Source organism: Pseudomonas sp. CFBP 13710 (genome assembly GCF_014842235.1).
GTDB lineage: Bacteria > Pseudomonadota > Gammaproteobacteria > Pseudomonadales > Pseudomonadaceae > Aquipseudomonas > Aquipseudomonas baltica.
In genome coordinates, this window is sequence record NZ_JACYVJ010000009.1 from 105,777 (window position 1) to 120,171 (window position 14,395).

14 protein-coding genes and 1 riboswitch are annotated in these 14,395 nt (G+C 63.7%); of the genes, 1 reads left to right on the plus strand and 13 read right to left on the minus strand.

What is annotated here, in order from left to right:
• Window positions 1-90 precede the first annotated feature (90 nt).
• A complete protein-coding gene (gene ltaE, locus IFT44_RS17590) occupies window positions 91-1,095 on the minus strand; it encodes a low-specificity L-threonine aldolase (protein ID WP_192176312.1) in 1,005 nt (334 codons plus the stop codon).
• A gap of 138 nt (window positions 1,096-1,233) precedes the next feature.
• A riboswitch (FMN riboswitch) is annotated at window positions 1,234-1,391 on the plus strand.
• Window positions 1,392-1,496: 105 nt separating this feature from the next.
• Between ltaE and IFT44_RS17595 the strand changes: the two genes are divergently transcribed.
• Window positions 1,497-2,000 (plus strand): 6,7-dimethyl-8-ribityllumazine synthase, encoded by a 504-nt coding sequence (locus IFT44_RS17595; RefSeq protein ID WP_122476365.1) that lies wholly within the window; start codon window positions 1,497-1,499, stop codon window positions 1,998-2,000.
• Window positions 2,001-2,003: 3 nt separating this feature from the next.
• Here IFT44_RS17595 and astE read toward each other — a convergent pair whose 3' ends face one another.
• From astE to IFT44_RS17655, 12 genes are all read right to left on the minus strand, one after another.
• Window positions 2,004-3,002, minus strand: coding sequence for a succinylglutamate desuccinylase (astE, locus tag IFT44_RS17600; protein WP_122476367.1), 999 nt, complete (start codon window positions 3,000-3,002; stop codon window positions 2,004-2,006).
• 27 nt (window positions 3,003-3,029) lie between these two features.
• Window positions 3,030-3,320 carry a topoisomerase II gene (locus IFT44_RS17605; RefSeq protein ID WP_192138067.1) on the minus strand — a complete coding sequence of 97 codons (291 nt, stop codon included), beginning with the start codon at window positions 3,318-3,320 and terminating at the stop codon, window positions 3,030-3,032.
• Between the two features lie 50 nt (window positions 3,321-3,370).
• Entirely contained in the window at window positions 3,371-4,714 is a 1,344-nt protein-coding gene (astB, locus tag IFT44_RS17610; protein ID WP_192176313.1) for an N-succinylarginine dihydrolase, read from the minus strand.
• A 49-nt stretch (window positions 4,715-4,763) separates the two neighbouring features.
• Entirely contained in the window at window positions 4,764-6,230 is a 1,467-nt protein-coding gene (gene astD / locus IFT44_RS17615) for a succinylglutamate-semialdehyde dehydrogenase (RefSeq protein ID WP_192176314.1), read from the minus strand.
• The gene (gene astA / locus IFT44_RS17620) at window positions 6,227-7,255 is read right to left on the minus strand and encodes an arginine N-succinyltransferase (RefSeq protein ID WP_122476375.1); all 1,029 of its coding nucleotides are present in this window, start codon (window positions 7,253-7,255) and stop codon (window positions 6,227-6,229) included. The genes astD and astA overlap by 4 nt, the downstream gene beginning before the upstream one ends.
• 60 nt (window positions 7,256-7,315) lie before the next feature.
• Window positions 7,316-8,344 carry an arginine/ornithine succinyltransferase subunit alpha gene (aruF, locus tag IFT44_RS17625; protein WP_122476377.1) on the minus strand — a complete coding sequence of 343 codons (1,029 nt, stop codon included), beginning with the start codon at window positions 8,342-8,344 and terminating at the stop codon, window positions 7,316-7,318.
• A gap of 78 nt (window positions 8,345-8,422) precedes the next feature.
• On the minus strand, window positions 8,423-9,643 hold the full coding sequence (locus IFT44_RS17630) for an aspartate aminotransferase family protein (protein WP_122476379.1): 1,221 nt from the start codon (window positions 9,641-9,643) through the stop codon (window positions 8,423-8,425).
• Window positions 9,644-9,959: 316 nt separating this feature from the next.
• Entirely contained in the window at window positions 9,960-10,940 is a 981-nt protein-coding gene (gene argR, locus IFT44_RS17635) for a transcriptional regulator ArgR (RefSeq protein WP_122476381.1), read from the minus strand.
• A 110-nt stretch (window positions 10,941-11,050) separates the two neighbouring features.
• Entirely contained in the window at window positions 11,051-11,815 is a 765-nt protein-coding gene (locus tag IFT44_RS17640; RefSeq protein WP_185794328.1) for an ABC transporter ATP-binding protein, read from the minus strand.
• A 71-nt stretch (window positions 11,816-11,886) separates the two neighbouring features.
• Entirely contained in the window at window positions 11,887-12,585 is a 699-nt protein-coding gene (locus IFT44_RS17645) for an ABC transporter permease (RefSeq protein WP_122476385.1), read from the minus strand.
• Window positions 12,582-13,271, minus strand: coding sequence for an ABC transporter permease (locus IFT44_RS17650; RefSeq protein WP_122476387.1), 690 nt, complete (start codon window positions 13,269-13,271; stop codon window positions 12,582-12,584). The genes IFT44_RS17645 and IFT44_RS17650 overlap by 4 nt, the downstream gene beginning before the upstream one ends.
• Window positions 13,272-13,357: 86 nt before the next feature.
• Window positions 13,358-14,134 carry an ABC transporter substrate-binding protein gene (locus tag IFT44_RS17655; protein ID WP_185794327.1) on the minus strand — a complete coding sequence of 259 codons (777 nt, stop codon included), beginning with the start codon at window positions 14,132-14,134 and terminating at the stop codon, window positions 13,358-13,360.
• Window positions 14,135-14,395 lie beyond the last annotated feature (261 nt).

Consider the following 14,395-nt stretch of genomic DNA (forward strand, 5'->3'; position numbering starts at 1 on the left):
TGCGACGGCAAAGGGCCGCATTATATAGGCCCTGCGGCCGGGGTACAGCGTGTTTATACGATTGGCCCACTCAATTGGACAGCAGGACGCTCAGGTGCGGGCGAAATCGGCGAATACGTCGATGACCTGCTCGATCTGCGCCGCATCCACGTCCAGATGGGTGACCATGCGCAGGCGTGGCGCGGCACTCACGGTGACACCGCGGGTGGCCGCGAAGTCCTTGAACGCGCCGGCGCGGCTATCCAGGTGTACATAGACCATGTTGGTCTGCACTGCCTCGACGGTGTAACCCAGCGCCAGCAGACCCTCGGCCAGACGCGCGGCGTGGGCGTGATCCTCGGCCAGGCGCTGCACCTGATGATCCAGCGCGTACAGGCCGGCGGCGGCGAGGATTCCGGCCTGGCGCATGCCGCCGCCGACCATCTTGCGCAATCGTCGTGCCCTGGCGATGTAGTCCAGGCTGCCGCACAGCACCGAACCGACCGGCGCGCCGAGCCCCTTGGACAGGCACACCGAGACCGAATCGAAGTACTGGGTGATTTCACCAGCCGGGACACCCAGCTTGACCGCCGCGTTGTATAGCCGGGCGCCATCGAGGTGCAGTTGCAGCCCATGCTCGCGAGTGAAGTCGCGGGCCTGGGCCAGGTAACTCAACGGCAGCACCTTGCCTTGCACGGTGTTTTCCAACGCCAGCAGTCGGGTCCGGGCAAAGTGGAAATCATCGGGCTTGATCGCCGCCCTGACCTGATCCAGGTCCAGCGTGCCGTCGGCCTGGAACTCCAGCGGTTGTGGCTGGATCGAACCCAGCACGGCGGCACCGCCGCCCTCGTACTTGTAGGTATGGGCCTGCTGGCCGACGATGTATTCCTCGCCACGCTCGCAGTGCGCCATCAGGCCGAGCAGGTTGCTCATGGTGCCACTGGGCACGAACAGCCCCGCAGCGAACCCCAGGCGTTTTGCCAGTTCGGCTTCGAGTCGGTTGACGGTCGGGTCTTCGCCATAGACATCATCGCCGGTGGGCGCCGCGTGCATGGCCGCCAGCATGGCGGGAGTAGGCTGGGTAACGGTATCGCTGCGCAGGTCGATGATGGACATGATGGCCTCGGGTTCGTGTCAGCTTCTATTACTGCGGATTGCAGGGCCATGAATCAAGCCTTGTCGAAACATTTGCTCGCGCGCTGTTCAGCTCGCCCGCAAATATGTTACAAAAGTTGCGCCACCCACTGGGGTGGCAAACGTTCTCAGGGCGGGGTGCAACTCCCCACCGGCGGTAATGGCGCGCAATGCGCCGAGCCCGCGAGCGCTTGCAAGCCGGCAACGGCCTGCAAGGTCAGCAGACCCGGTGTGATCCCGGGGCCGACGGTCATAGTCCGGATGAAGAGAGAACGGGATTGCGACACCTTCAAAAGGCCAACGCAGGGCCGTGCCATGCGCATGTACCCATAGATCCCCTTCGATCCACATGCCCTGTTTTTTTCTTGAACAGGAGTGAACAGATGCAACCCACTGCAATTGACAGCAAAAGCCACACCCACGAACGGATCGCTTTCGTCCAGGCTTGCTGGCACAAGGATATTGTCGATCAGAGCCGCAAAGGCTTCGTCGAGGAAATGCGCGTGCTGGGCTATCAGGAAGCCGACATCGATTTCTACGAGGTCGGCGGCGCCTTCGAAATTCCGCTGCACGCCAAGCTGCTGGCCAAGAGCGGGCGCTATGCCGCCGTGGTCGGCGCTGCCCTGGTGGTAGACGGCGGTATCTACCGTCACGAATTCGTCGCCCAGACGGTGGTCAGCGCGCTGATGCAGGTTCAGCTGGAAACCGAAGTGCCGGTATTCTCGGTGGTACTGACCCCGCATCACTTCCATGACGGCGAACAGCACCACACCTACTTCTTCAATCACTTCCTGCACAAAGGCGCGGAAGCTGCACGCACCGTGGCCGATACCGTGCAGAAAGTACGCGCCCTGCGTCGCCTGCAGCAGCAGCAGAAAAGCGCCTGAGCCTCAGGCCTGCGGAGTCGGCACGATGAGAATGCCGGCGCGCAGGCCATTGGCAACCTTGGGGTTGGGGAAGATGATCCGTGCGCCCTGCTCTTCTACCACCCAGCGCTGCCCGGCGCCGTCTTCGGCCAGCAGATAGCCTGGCGCCAGCTCGGTGAAATTCTCGATGTCGTCATCCAGGTGCAGGCGGAAAGCGTCCGTGTGCTTGATGACCTCGCGCGACACTGAAAACAGCTCCAGCTGCACCAGCGGTTGATCGAGGTCCGCCTCGCGGCCTTCGATCAGCTCGCGCAGGCTGGCGTCCAGACGCGTCAGATCGACCTCGGCGTTCTGCCCGAACGGCCTCGCCTTGCCCAGTTCCAGAGTGAACGCCTCGGCGTCCAGCTGCTCGTAGGTGAACGCGCTGAACGTGATGGAGGACTTGTTCTGCAGCAACACCGCGCGCATGCCTGCCGCCTGCAGGCGTACCAGCTCTTTGCGGGAGTGCTCGCGCCCCTGCTTCCAGGGGTACAGCGCGAACTGCTCGATCCGTGAGCCACGAATGGCCGTGTGCAGGTCGTAATGCAGGCGCGTGCGTTGCGGCAGGCTGAAGAAAGTCGTGGCCAGGCGTTCCAGTTCGCAGGCGCGCAAGGCTTCATTGCCACTGGCAGCGGCATGCCGGCCGTTGAACAGCCGGTTGACGTCGCGCTCGATGTAGCGCGCACCCCGGCGCATGGCTTCGGGGTTGCCGAACAGGAACAGAATGCGCGCGCGAGGAATCAGCTGGCCCCGGGCGATGGCCTGCAGCAGGCTGTCGAGCAGCTCGATGGGCGCGGTTTCATTGCCGTGCACACCGGCCGACAGCAGCAGGTCGAGGCCGCTGTCGGTGGCGGCAGGTGGCCGCACCTCCAGGGCGCCTTCTCCCAGCCAGCGCAGGCAGACGCCGCCGGTGGTCAGCTGGATCTTCTGCGTCGGCTCATGGCCGGCCAAGGTCAGTTCGAGCAGTTTGCCAAGAGCGAGCATGGGGCGGCGTCCCTGAAAGATGAGGTTTTAGTGGTTGCAGTCGGGACCGTGAACGTGGCCGTCTTCGTCCTCGGCAGCGGCGTCGGCCGGCTCCATTTCCAGCTGCAGGCTGACCAGGTTGGTCGCCAGCGGGCGCAGCAACAGGTTGGCGTATTCGGCGTCGCCTTCCTCGACGTCCACACCGATCAGCAACTGGCCACGGCCGTCATGCTGGATCCAGACTTCCTTGCCCTGCCAGACCACGCAGAAGCGCGTGCAGGAGGTTTCCAGCTGGGTGCCGTCGGTGTCTTCGAGAATCAAGCGCAGGGCGTCGGACATAGGTGTACCTCGATGCTGTTTAGAGTTGGAAAAAATCAAAGCTCGTTGAATCAGAGCTGGAAAGGATAGACCGAACCCAACCGGAGGATCCGGGTCAGCTCGTCCAATGCCTCGCGGCATTCGATCAGCAGTTGCGGGTCGGCCATATCGGCTTCGACCAGACGGTCGCGATAGTGACGTTCGACCCAATCGTTCAGGGTGTCGTGCAGCGCGGGCGTCAGGATCACGCCTGGGTTGACCGCCGCCAGCTCCTCGGCCTTGAGCGCCACGCGCAGGCGCAGACATGCCGGGCCGCCGCCGTTGCGCATGCTTTGCTTGAGGTCGAATACCTTGACCTCGGCAATGCCTGTGCCCTGCCCGGTCAGCTGCTCCAGGTAGCTCCAGACCCGCGGGTTGGCGCGGCACTCTTCCGGGACCACCAGCAGCATGCTGCCATCGGCGCGGGTGAGCAACTGGCTGTTGAACAGGTAGGTGCGCACGGCGTCGTCCACGGAAACGTCGGCGCGCGGCACGCTGATCGCCTGCAGCCGACCACCGCGCGCGGCGAGCTTGGTTTGCAGTTCGGCCAGCACGCGGTCGCTGTCGAGGAAGGCGTCCTGATGATGGAACAACAGCTCGCCGTTGCCGACCGCGATCACGTCGTTATGGAACACCCCCTGGTCGATGACCGCCGGATTCTGCTGGGCAAAAACCACGCCCTGCTCGCTCAACCCATGCAGCCGAGCCACCGCCTGGGACGCTTCCAAAGTCTGGCGCGCCGGATATTTCTGCGGCGCGGGCACTCGTGCGTCGAAGGCGCTGCGGCCGTAGACGAAAAACTGCACGCCAGCCTCGCCATAGTCCCGGCACAGCCGGGTATGGTTGGCGGCGCCCTCGTCGCCGAACTGGGCGACGGCAGGCAGTGCTTCATGGTGGGCGAAGTGCGAGGCGTCGGCAAACATCGCCTGCAGTACCCGGCTGGTGGTGGGGTGTTCGATGCTGCGGTGGAACTTGCAGTTGAGGTTGGCCGCGGTGAAATGCACGCGCCCATCGGCCGTGTCGGCGCTGGGGCTGACAGTGGCAGCGTTGGCCACCCACATGCTCGAGGCCGAACAGCTGGCCACCAGCAACGGCATGGCATCACGCGCGGCCTGGGCGATCACCTCGGCATCGCTGCCGGCGAAGCCCAGGCGGCGCAATGCTGCCACGTCCGGGCGCTCCTGCGGCGCCAGAACGCCCTGGGTGAAGCCCAGTTCCATCAGCGCTTTCATCTTGGCCAGGCCCTGACGCGCCGCTTCGCGCGGATTCGAGCCTTGCTGACTGTTGCTCTGCGACGCCACGTTGCCGTAGGACAACCCACCGTAGTTGTGGGTAGGCCCCACCAGGCCATCGAAATTCACTTCACAGGGTTTCATCGGTTCGGCTCCGTGGATCTGTTCTTGTACGCAAGGGTGCAACGACCGCCTACAGCGTGATGCCCGGACTCAGGGTCGCGGGCAAACCGAGTGTGGGGGTTTCCAGCGAGGCCACCGGGTAGGCGCAATAGTCGGCGGCGTAGTAGGCACTGGCGCGGTGGTTGCCGGACGCGCCGACGCCGCCGAACGGTGCACTGCTGGCAGCGCCGGTCAGTTGCTTGTTCCAGTTGACGATGCCGGCTCGGCTGCGCAACCAGAATTCGCGGTAACGCGCCTCCGAGTCCGACAGCAGTCCGGCAGCCAGGCCGTACTGAGTGGCATTGGCCTCGGCGATGGCCGCGTCGAAGTCGACGTAGCGCACCACTTGCAGCAATGGGCCGAACAGCTCCTCGTCGCGACGCCCGTGGGCGCCGGTGACGTCGAGAATGCCCGGCGTGAGCAAGGCAGCATCCGCCCTGGGCTGGGTCATGCTCAACAGGCTGACGGCACCGTTGTCCAGCAGCTGTTGCTGGGCCTGGAGCAGCGCCTGCGCCGCAGGCAGGGAGATCACCGAGCCCATGAAAGGCGCTGGGGTGCGGTCGTATTCGCCGACCTCGAGGGTGGCACACACCTGCACCAGACGCTCGAGCAGCCGGTCCCCCCACTCGCCGACGGGTACCAGCAGGCGCCGCGCGCAGGTGCAGCGTTGACCGGCAGAAATGAACGCTGACTGAATGATGGTATAGACCGCAGCATCCAGGTCCTGCACCTGCTCGACCACCAGGGGGTTGTTGCCGCCCATCTCCAGCGCCAGGATCTTGCCCGGCTGGCCGCCGTATTGCTGGTGCAGCAGGTTGCCAGTAGCGCTGGAACCGGTGAAGAACAACCCGTCGAGCCCGGCATTGGCGGCCAGCGCCATGCCAGTGTCGCGGCCGCCCTGCAGCAGGTTGAGCACGCCGGCCGGCAACCCGGCTTCGGCCCAGCAGCGCGTGGTCAGTTCAGCCACCTTGGGCGTCAGCTCGCTGGGCTTGAACAGCACGCAGTTGCCTGCCAGCAATGCTGGCACGATATGGCCGTTGGGTAGGTGCCCGGGAAAGTTGTAGGGACCGAACACCGCTACCACGCCATGGGGTTTGTGCCGCAGGGCCGCCGTGGCGTCGGCCAGCGGCGCGCTCTTCTCGCCGGTGCGTTCGGCATGGCTCTGGATCGAAATCGCCACCTTGTTGACCATGCTGGTCACTTCCGTGGCCGCTTCCCACAAGGGCTTTCCGGTTTCCTCGCCGATGCACTGCGCCAGCTCATCGGTACAGGCCTTCAGTCGCTCGGCGAACGCCTGCAATACGGCAATGCGCGCCGACAACGGCTGGCTCGCCCAGCCGACGAAGGCATGCCGCGCGGCCTGAACGGCCAGGGCCACCTGGTCGGCACTGGCACTGCGCCCCTGCCAGACCACAGCCTGGCCCACTGGATTGAGCGACGTCAGCAACTCGCCTTCACCAGGCAGCCATTGGCCGTCGATAAACAAAGTATTCATCAAAGCACCTCCCGAACGGGCGGAGTCATGGGTACCGCGCGCACCTGGTCACCCGCGCTCAGCTGCAGGCGGCGTGCGGTCAGGGGATCGACCACCAGCGTGCCGGAAGCGAAGCGCGCCGGCGCCGCCGTGATGCGGCACTCTTCGCGTTCGCGGTTGTAGATCAGAAACGGTGGGGCATCGTCGCCGGGGGTGCCGATTGCCAGAACCAGACTCTTGCTGTCGTGGACCGCGCGAATCTTGCTGGTCTCGCATTCCACCGCCGGCCCGGCGTCGAAGATGTCGACGTAGCCCTGGTAGCTGAAGCCTTCGGCCTTGAGCATGGCCAGGGCGGGCTCGGTGTCGGGGTGGACCTTGCCGATGACCTCGCGCGCAGCCGGTGACAGGAAGCAGCTGTAGAGCGGGAACTTGGGCATCAATTCAGCGATGAAGGCGCGGTTGCCGACGCCGGTCAGGTAATCGGCCTGGCTGAATTCCATCTTGAAGAAATGCCGGCCCAGGCTTTCCCAGAACGGCGAGCGGCCGTCGGCATCGGAAATGCCGCGCATCTCGGCGATCACCTTGCGCCCGAACAGGTGCGGAAACTGAGCGATGAACAGCAGCCGCGCCTTGGCCAGCAAGCGCCCGTTCAGGCCCTTGCGGTGACCTTCGCGCAGGAACAGCGAGCACAGTTCCGAATTGCCGGTCAGGTCGTTGGCGAGGAACAGCGTGGGAATCTCGCGATAGATGTTCAGCTCCTGCGAGGCGCTCACGGTCAGGCCCACCCGGTAGTTGTACCAGGGCTCGCGCTGGCCCACGGCACCGGCAATGGCTGAAATGCCCACGACCGTGCCGTCATCGTCTTCGAGCACGAACAGGTAATCGGCATCGCCGCGCCCGGCTTCGCCGCGAAAGGTCTTCTCGGCCCAGCCGACCCGGTGCGCCAACCGTTCTTCGTTGGCTGGCAAGGTGGTCAGGCCGGGGCCGGTGCTGCGGGCCAACTCGATCAGCGCCGGCAGGTCACTGCTGCGTACGGGACGAACGATCATGCTTTCTCCTCGAGCAGGCACCGCGTGGTACCTGCAGAACTCGGCCTGTTCAACCAGGTATCAAACTGCAACCAGACGCACGCTGGCGCCCTCGCCCACACCCAGCGCCTCGGCGGTGGCCAGGTCCAGCCCGACCGGCTTGCCGGGCACCCAGTCGAGCTCCAGCAGCACCGCGCGGTAATCCTGCAGCAGACCGTTGGAAACCAGGTAGGGACGGCCAGGGCCGCCGCGCTCGTCCGACGCCGCGACAAGCTTGACCGGCACCACGCGGCTGTGGGCGATCGAGCGAATGCCCGATACCCGGGCATGCAGGGTGGGCCCTCCGTCGAAGATGTCGATGTAGTGATCGGTTTCGAAGCCTTCGCGCATCAGAATGTCGAACGTCACCTGCGCACGCGGGTGTACCTGGCCCATGGCCTCTTGCGCCTGGTCGGGCAGCAAGGGCACGTAGATCGGGTAGTGCGGCATCAGTTCGGCGAGAAACGTCCGGCTCTTGATGCCGCACAGGCGTTCGGCCTCGGCATAGTTGAGATCGAAGAAGTTGCGTCCGATCGCGTCCCAGAAAGGTGAGTCGCCGTGTTCGTCGCTGTAGCCGACAATCTCGGTCACCACCGAATCGGCAAAGCGCTCCGGGTGGTTGGCCATGAACAGCAGGCGTGCCCGCGAGTTGAGCTCGGCCCAGATACTGCCGACCAGTTCGGGCACCACGTAGAAGCTGGTCAACAGGCTGTTGCCGGTCAGGTCATGACACTGCGAAAGCACGTGAATCTTGTTGTGGATCTTCAGCTCGCGCGAGGCGTGCACGAAGGTCTCGTTGCGAAAGCTGTAGAAGGGTTCGGAGTAGCCGGCGGAAGCGACGATCGCCGAACAGCCGACCAGGCGCTGGGTGCCCAGGTCTTCAAGAACGAAGAAATAGCTTTCCTCACCGTTGAAGCTGACTTCGGCGGCAAAGGACGCCTCGGACTTGGCGATCTTGTCACTCAACCGGCCTGCATCGTCGGGCAGCGAAGTGACACCGATGGGGCTGTCGGCAGCCAGGCGCTGAACCTCGGCCAGGTCAGCCATTTGCGCAGGGCGCATTACCAGCATGGTGCCACTCCTTGTCGATTGCAGCGGGTCGATTGCAGAGGTGGCGCTGGCTTTGAGCCAACGCCACGAACGGGCCGATCAGGCCTGGGTCAGGTGCGCCACGGCGCGTTCGAAGCGGTCCAGGCCTTCGTCGATGTCGGCCTCGTCGATGACCAGGCTCGGGGCGAAACGCACCACGTCCGGGCCGGCCTGCAGAATCATCAGGTCGTGCCGTTCGGCAGCATTGAAAAAGTCCTTGGCGCGGCCTTTCCAGGCGTCGCTCAAGGCGCAACCGATCAGCAGGCCCAGGCCACGGACTTCGCTGAACACGCCGTAGCGCTGGCCAATCTGCTCCAGGCGCGTCTTGAAGTGCTGGTGCCGTGCCTTGACCCCGGCTCGCACTTCGGGTGTGTTGACCACATCGAGCACCGCCTCGGCCACGGCGCAGGCCAGAGGGTTGCCGCCATAGGTGGTGCCGTGCACGCCGACCGCGAAGTGTTTGGCCAGGGCATCGGTGGTGAGCATCGCCCCGATCGGAAAACCGCCCCCCAGGCTCTTGGCGCTGGAGAGGATGTCCGGGGTGACGCCGTAGTTCATGTAGCTGAACAGCTCGCCACTGCGCCCCATGCCGCTTTGCACTTCGTCGAACACCAGCAGGGCATTGAACTGGTCGCACAGCGCGCGAGCGCCTTGCAGGTAGGCCGGATCGGCCGGTACCACGCCGCCTTCGCCCTGGACCGGCTCCAGCACCACGGCGCAGGTCTTGTCGGACACCGCCGCTTTCAGCGCTTCGAGGTCGTTGTAGGGGACGTGGCGAATGCCGGTGATCTTCGGGCCGAAACCGTCGGAGTACTTCGGCTGGCCACCCACGCTGACGGTGAACAGCGTGCGGCCGTGGAAGCTGTTGAGAGCCGAAACGATCTCGTATTTCTCGGGACCGAAGTTGTCGTGCGCCACACGCCGGGCCAGCTTGAAGGCGGCCTCGTTGGCTTCCGCGCCGGAGTTGCAGAAGAACACCCGGTCGGCAAAGGTGGCATCGACCAGCTTCCGGGCCAGGCGCAGGGTGGGCTCGTTGGTGAAGACGTTGGACACGTGCCACAGCTTGTTGGCCTGTTCGGTCAGCGCGCCTACCAATGCCGGGTGCGCATGCCCCAGCACGTTGACGGCGATGCCACCGGAGAAATCGATGAGCTCGCGACCAGCCTGATCCCACACCCGGGAACCTGCACCGCGCACGGGAATGAAAGCGGCCGGTGCATAGTTGGGCACCATTACCTGGTCGAAATCGGCACGTTGCACGGGGGCTTGCTCAACGGACATCGGAGTCTCCTGTCAAGGAACGCTCAGCGCAGAATGGGCGAGCGATAGGGGATTGTAAGGACTGGTGCACGCGCGGCATTGCCGCCATGCGACAACTTGTTACAGCGCCAAACCGCCATTCTACGGGGGTTGTCGCGAATGCGACATATAGGGATAGAAAGGCGCTGACGGCTGTGTTGTGTCAGATCGACCGCACCACCCATTCGCGGCCGATGACCGCTCCCACAAGGGTTCTGCGTGTACTCCCGTAGGAGCGGTCCGTGGCCGCGAAAGCCACACCGCGCTTCACCAGGCACGGCGCATCCCGGAGCGAGGGTCAACCTCGCTCGGCGGGCACCGAAGACAATTCGAACGGGCTGCTGCTGCGACGCTGGTTGCGATCCTCGCGGGGGGTGGCGCCGAAAAAATTGCGGTAGGCGCTGGAAAAATGCGGGCCCGAGGAAAACCCGCACGACAGGCCGATCTGGATGATCGACTTGCTGGTCTGCATCAACATCTGCCGCGCCTTGTTCAGGCGCAACTCGAGGTAGTACTGGCTGGGTACGCGGTTCAGGTACTGCTTGAAGATGCGCTCCAGCTGGCGCCGCGAAACACACACATGCTGGGCGATCTCGTCGGTGGTCAGCGGCTCTTCGATATTGGCTTCCATCAGCAACACCGCCTGGGTCAGCTTCGGATGGCTGGACCCCAGACGATTCTGCAACGGAATGCGCTGGCGCTCGCCGCCCTCGCGGATACGCTCCACCACCAGCTCTTCGGACACCGCCCCGGCCAGTTCGGCGCCGTGATCGCGGGCCAGTACCGCCAGCAGCAGGTCGAGCACCGACAAGCCCCCGCAAGCCGTCATGCGGTCGCGGTCCCAATCGAACAGATGGCTGGTGGCGATGACCTTGGGAAAGCGCTCGGCGAAATCATCCTGCCAGCGCCAGTGCACGGCCGCGCGGTAGCCATCGAGCAGCCCCAACTGCGCCAGCGGGTAGACCCCCGCCGAAAGCCCGCCCACCAGGCATCCGGCCCGGACCGTCTGCTTGAGCGCAGTGGCCAGTGCCGGGGCCAGCGCCGACGGTGGCTCGTCAGCCAGCAGAAAAAGCTTCTGGCAACCCTCCAGGCGACCGTTCCACGCCTCACCGGGCAGCTGCCAGCCGCCTGGAACCGGCGGCTCGGCCTGCAGGAAAAGCAACTCGTAGGTCACTTCCGGGTGCACCTTCTGCGCCACTCGCAGGGCCTCTTCGGCCAGCGCCAGGGTCAGGGCTCGCGTGCTGGGCCAATAGAGGAAACCGATTCGTTGGGCTGTCATCTGATGCGGACCGAAACCTTAAGTATCAAAAACCGAATGGGAAATGGCACTGCGCCAGGCATGCTCGACCTGCTCGCAGGAAAACACCCGGCAGATGTTTCAAGCGGCGATCACTTGAGGCTGCCGGACAAGAACTGCTGCAACCGCTCGGAACGCGGATTGGCCAGCACCTCGCGCGGGTCGCCGGTTTCTTCGACCAGGCCCTTGTGCAGGAACACCAGCTGGTTCGACACTTCACGGGCGAAACCCATCTCGTGGGTCACGACGACCATGGTCCGCCCTTCCTGAGCCAGGGCCTGCATCACCTTGAGCACGTCACCCACCAGTTCCGGGTCGAGCGCCGAAGTCGGTTCGTCGAACAACATCACCTCGGGTTCCACCGCCAATGCACGGGCAATGGCGACACGCTGCTGCTCGCCACCGGACATGTGCCCCGGATAGGCATCCTTGCGGTGCGAGACCCCCACCTTGGCCAGATAGTACTCGGCTTTTTCCAGCGCTTGCTTTTTCGATACGCCCAACACATGCACGGGCGCTTCGATGACGTTTTCCAGCGCGGTCATGTGCGACCACAGGTTGAAATGCTGGAACACCATCGACAGGCGCGAACGCAAGCGTTGCAGCTGCTTGGGGTCGGCCGCCCTGAGCGCCCCATCCTTGCCGGCAACCAGTTTGAGTTCTTCGTCGTTGAGCAGGATCTTGCCCGCGTGGGGCTGTTCGAGCAGGTTGATGCAACGCAGGAACGTGCTCTTGCCCGATCCGCTGGAGCCGATGATGCTGATCACATCGCCCGCCTTCGCCGCCAGCGAGACACCCTTGAGCACCTCGTGCGAGCCATAGCGCTTGTGCAGGTCCTGAACTTGGAGTTTGTACATGATCAAGGGTCTCGCAAATCGGTCAGTCACGGGCCAGCGGCCCGTGGCGAAAAGGTTTTTGCTGCACGCGTTCAGTGCCTGCGCGGTGCCAGGTAGGCCAGCCAGCGGCGCTCGGCCAGCTTGAACAGGCGCACCAAAATGAACGTCAGGCACAGGTAGCACACACCCGCCGTGATGTAGGCCTCGAACGGCAGATAGTACTGGGCGTTCACCGTACGTGCTGCGCCGGTGATGTCGATCAGGGTCACGATCGAAGCCAGGCTGGTGGTCTGCAGCATCATGATCACTTCGTTGCTGTACTGCGGCAGCGCTCGGCGCAGTGCCGAGGGCAGCAGGATACGCCGGTACATCCCGGCCCTGGACATGCCCATGGCCTTGGCCGCTTCGATCTCGCCCGGTGGCGTGGCCCGCAGGCTGCCGGCGATGATTTCGGCGGTGTAGGCACTGGTATTGATGGCGAAGGCCAGGCAGGCGCAGAACGTGGCGCTCGACAACCAGGGCCAGAGCACGCTGTTGCGCACGGCCTCGAACTGGGCCAGACCGTAATAGATCAGAAACAGCTGCACCAGCATGGGCGTGCCACGGATCACGTAGGTGTAGAGCCACGCGATGCCGTTGACCAGCGGCTGCCGGGACACCCGCATCAAACCCAGCGGCAGCGCCACCAGCAGACCGAAGAACAGCGAAATCGCCAGCAGCTTCAAGGTTTCCAGCATACCGCTCATGTACAGCGGCAAGCTGTCCCAGACGACGTTGTAATCGAAGATCATAGCTCAGCCGCCTTGATGCCCACCGAGTAGCGTTTTTCGATGGCGCGCAGCAACAGCAGCGACACACTGGTGATGACCAGGTACATCGCCGCCACCGCGAGGAAGAAGGTGAACGGTTCGCGGGTGGCATCCGCCGCCTGCTTGGCCTTGAACATCATGTCCTGCAGGCCGACCACCGAAATCAATGCCGTAGCCTTGGTCAACACCAGCCAGTTGTTGGTGACACCGGGAATCGCCAGGCGAATCATCTGCGGCACCAGCACCCGAAAGAACACCTGCAGGCTGCTCATGCCATAGGCCATGCCGGCTTCGGCCTGGCCCTTGGGAATGGCCATGAACGCCCCGCGAAAGGTTTCCGACAGGTAGGCACCGAAGATGAAACCCAGGGTGAAGATACCGGCCAGCAGCGGATTGAGGTCGATGTAGTCGTCGTAACCCACCAACGGCGCCACGCGATTGAGGATGTCCTGGCCACCGTAGAAGATCAGCAGGATCAACACCAGATCGGGTATGCCACGAATCACCGTGGCGTACAGGTCACCCAGCCAGGCCAGCCAGCGTACCGGCGACAGGCGCAGGGCCACGCCGAACAGACCCAGCACGATGGCCAGTGCCATGGACGACAAGGCGAGCTGCAGCGTCAGCCAAGCGCCATCGAGAATGACGGCCCCGTAGCCTTTCAACATGTAGAGATCCTCGCCCGAAGAATGAAAAATGGTGCAGACCGCGGTTTCCCGCCGTTTGCACCATCAGTCAGGTGACGCCTGCCGGCTTATTTGCCGTAGATGTCGAAATCGAAGTACTTGTCCTGGATCTTCTTGTACTCGCCGTTGGCGCGAATGCCTTCGATGGCCGCGTTGATGCGATCCACGTTGGCCTTGTCGCCCTTGCGCACGGCGATACCGATGCCGTCACCGAAGTATTTCGGGTCGTTGACCGACGGGCCGACGAATGCGTAGCCCTTGCCGGCGTCGGTGTTGAGAAAACCGTCCTGCAACAGGGTGGCATCGGCCAGCGTGCCATCCAGTCGACCGGCGGCCACGTCCAGGTAGATCTCGTTCTGCGAGCCGTACGGCATCACTTCGACGCCCAGCGGCTTGAGCACCTCGGTGGCATACCGGTCATGGATGGTGCCGCGCTGCACGCCGATCTTCTTGCCTTTGAGCTCGGCCATGGAGTCGCTCACCTGGGTGCCGGACTTCATGACCAGACGCGCCGGAGTGGCGTAGTACTTGTTGGTGAAATCAACGGACTTCTTGCGGTCGTCGGTAATCGACATCGACGACAGAATGGCGTCGATCTTGCGGACCTTGAGGGCGGGAATGAGGCCGTCGAATTCCTGCTCGACCCAGGTGCACTTGACCTTCATCTCAGCGCACAGCGCGTTGCCGATGTCGTAGTCGAAACCGACGATGCTGCCATCCGGCGCCTTGGACGCGAACGGTGGGTAAGCGGCTTCGATACCGATCTTCAGCGGCTTTTCATCGGCGAACGAGGTCGCCGACAGCACGGACAGTGCCAATGCGCCAAACAGTGCAAGTTTCTTCATTGGGTGAGCTCCAGCGAAAATGGGCAGTATGGGCAAAGTGAGCGCAGGCCCAGAATGCGAAAAATGAGGCTGAACGGGCGACGCCACGAGGTCCGGCGAGTGAGCGCATTTTAACGGCACTGTGCCAGTCGATATTTCTTCAATGCGACAAGTAGTTACAGAAGCACCGAGACACCCAGACCAAGGGATTGACAGCCCATGCCGATTGTGGCTGAGCAAAAAGACGCGCAACCTGTCCATCAAGCAATTAGCGCGCCCATT

What these genes read in the sequence shown, in the direction of transcription:
- IFT44_RS17595 (WP_122476365.1), top strand. Translation starts at nt 1,497, where the DNA reads ATGCAACCCACTGCAATTGACAGCAAAAGCCACACCCACGAACGGATC.
- IFT44_RS17655 (WP_185794327.1), bottom strand. Translation starts at nt 14,134, where the DNA reads ATGAAGAAACTTGCACTGTTTGGCGCATTGGCACTGTCCGTGCTGTCG.
- ltaE (WP_192176312.1), bottom strand. Translation starts at nt 1,095, where the DNA reads ATGTCCATCATCGACCTGCGCAGCGATACCGTTACCCAGCCTACTCCC.
- IFT44_RS17630 (WP_122476379.1), bottom strand. Translation starts at nt 9,643, where the DNA reads ATGTCCGTTGAGCAAGCCCCCGTGCAACGTGCCGATTTCGACCAGGTA.
- argR (WP_122476381.1), bottom strand. Translation starts at nt 10,940, where the DNA reads ATGACAGCCCAACGAATCGGTTTCCTCTATTGGCCCAGCACGCGAGCC.
- IFT44_RS17645 (WP_122476385.1), bottom strand. Translation starts at nt 12,585, where the DNA reads ATGATCTTCGATTACAACGTCGTCTGGGACAGCTTGCCGCTGTACATG.
- IFT44_RS17650 (WP_122476387.1), bottom strand. Translation starts at nt 13,271, where the DNA reads ATGTTGAAAGGCTACGGGGCCGTCATTCTCGATGGCGCTTGGCTGACG.
- aruF (WP_122476377.1), bottom strand. Translation starts at nt 8,344, where the DNA reads ATGCTGGTAATGCGCCCTGCGCAAATGGCTGACCTGGCCGAGGTTCAG.
- IFT44_RS17605 (WP_192138067.1), bottom strand. Translation starts at nt 3,320, where the DNA reads ATGTCCGACGCCCTGCGCTTGATTCTCGAAGACACCGACGGCACCCAG.
- astB (WP_192176313.1), bottom strand. Translation starts at nt 4,714, where the DNA reads ATGAAACCCTGTGAAGTGAATTTCGATGGCCTGGTGGGGCCTACCCAC.
- astE (WP_122476367.1), bottom strand. Translation starts at nt 3,002, where the DNA reads ATGCTCGCTCTTGGCAAACTGCTCGAACTGACCTTGGCCGGCCATGAG.
- IFT44_RS17640 (WP_185794328.1), bottom strand. Translation starts at nt 11,815, where the DNA reads ATGTACAAACTCCAAGTTCAGGACCTGCACAAGCGCTATGGCTCGCAC.
- astA (WP_122476375.1), bottom strand. Translation starts at nt 7,255, where the DNA reads ATGATCGTTCGTCCCGTACGCAGCAGTGACCTGCCGGCGCTGATCGAG.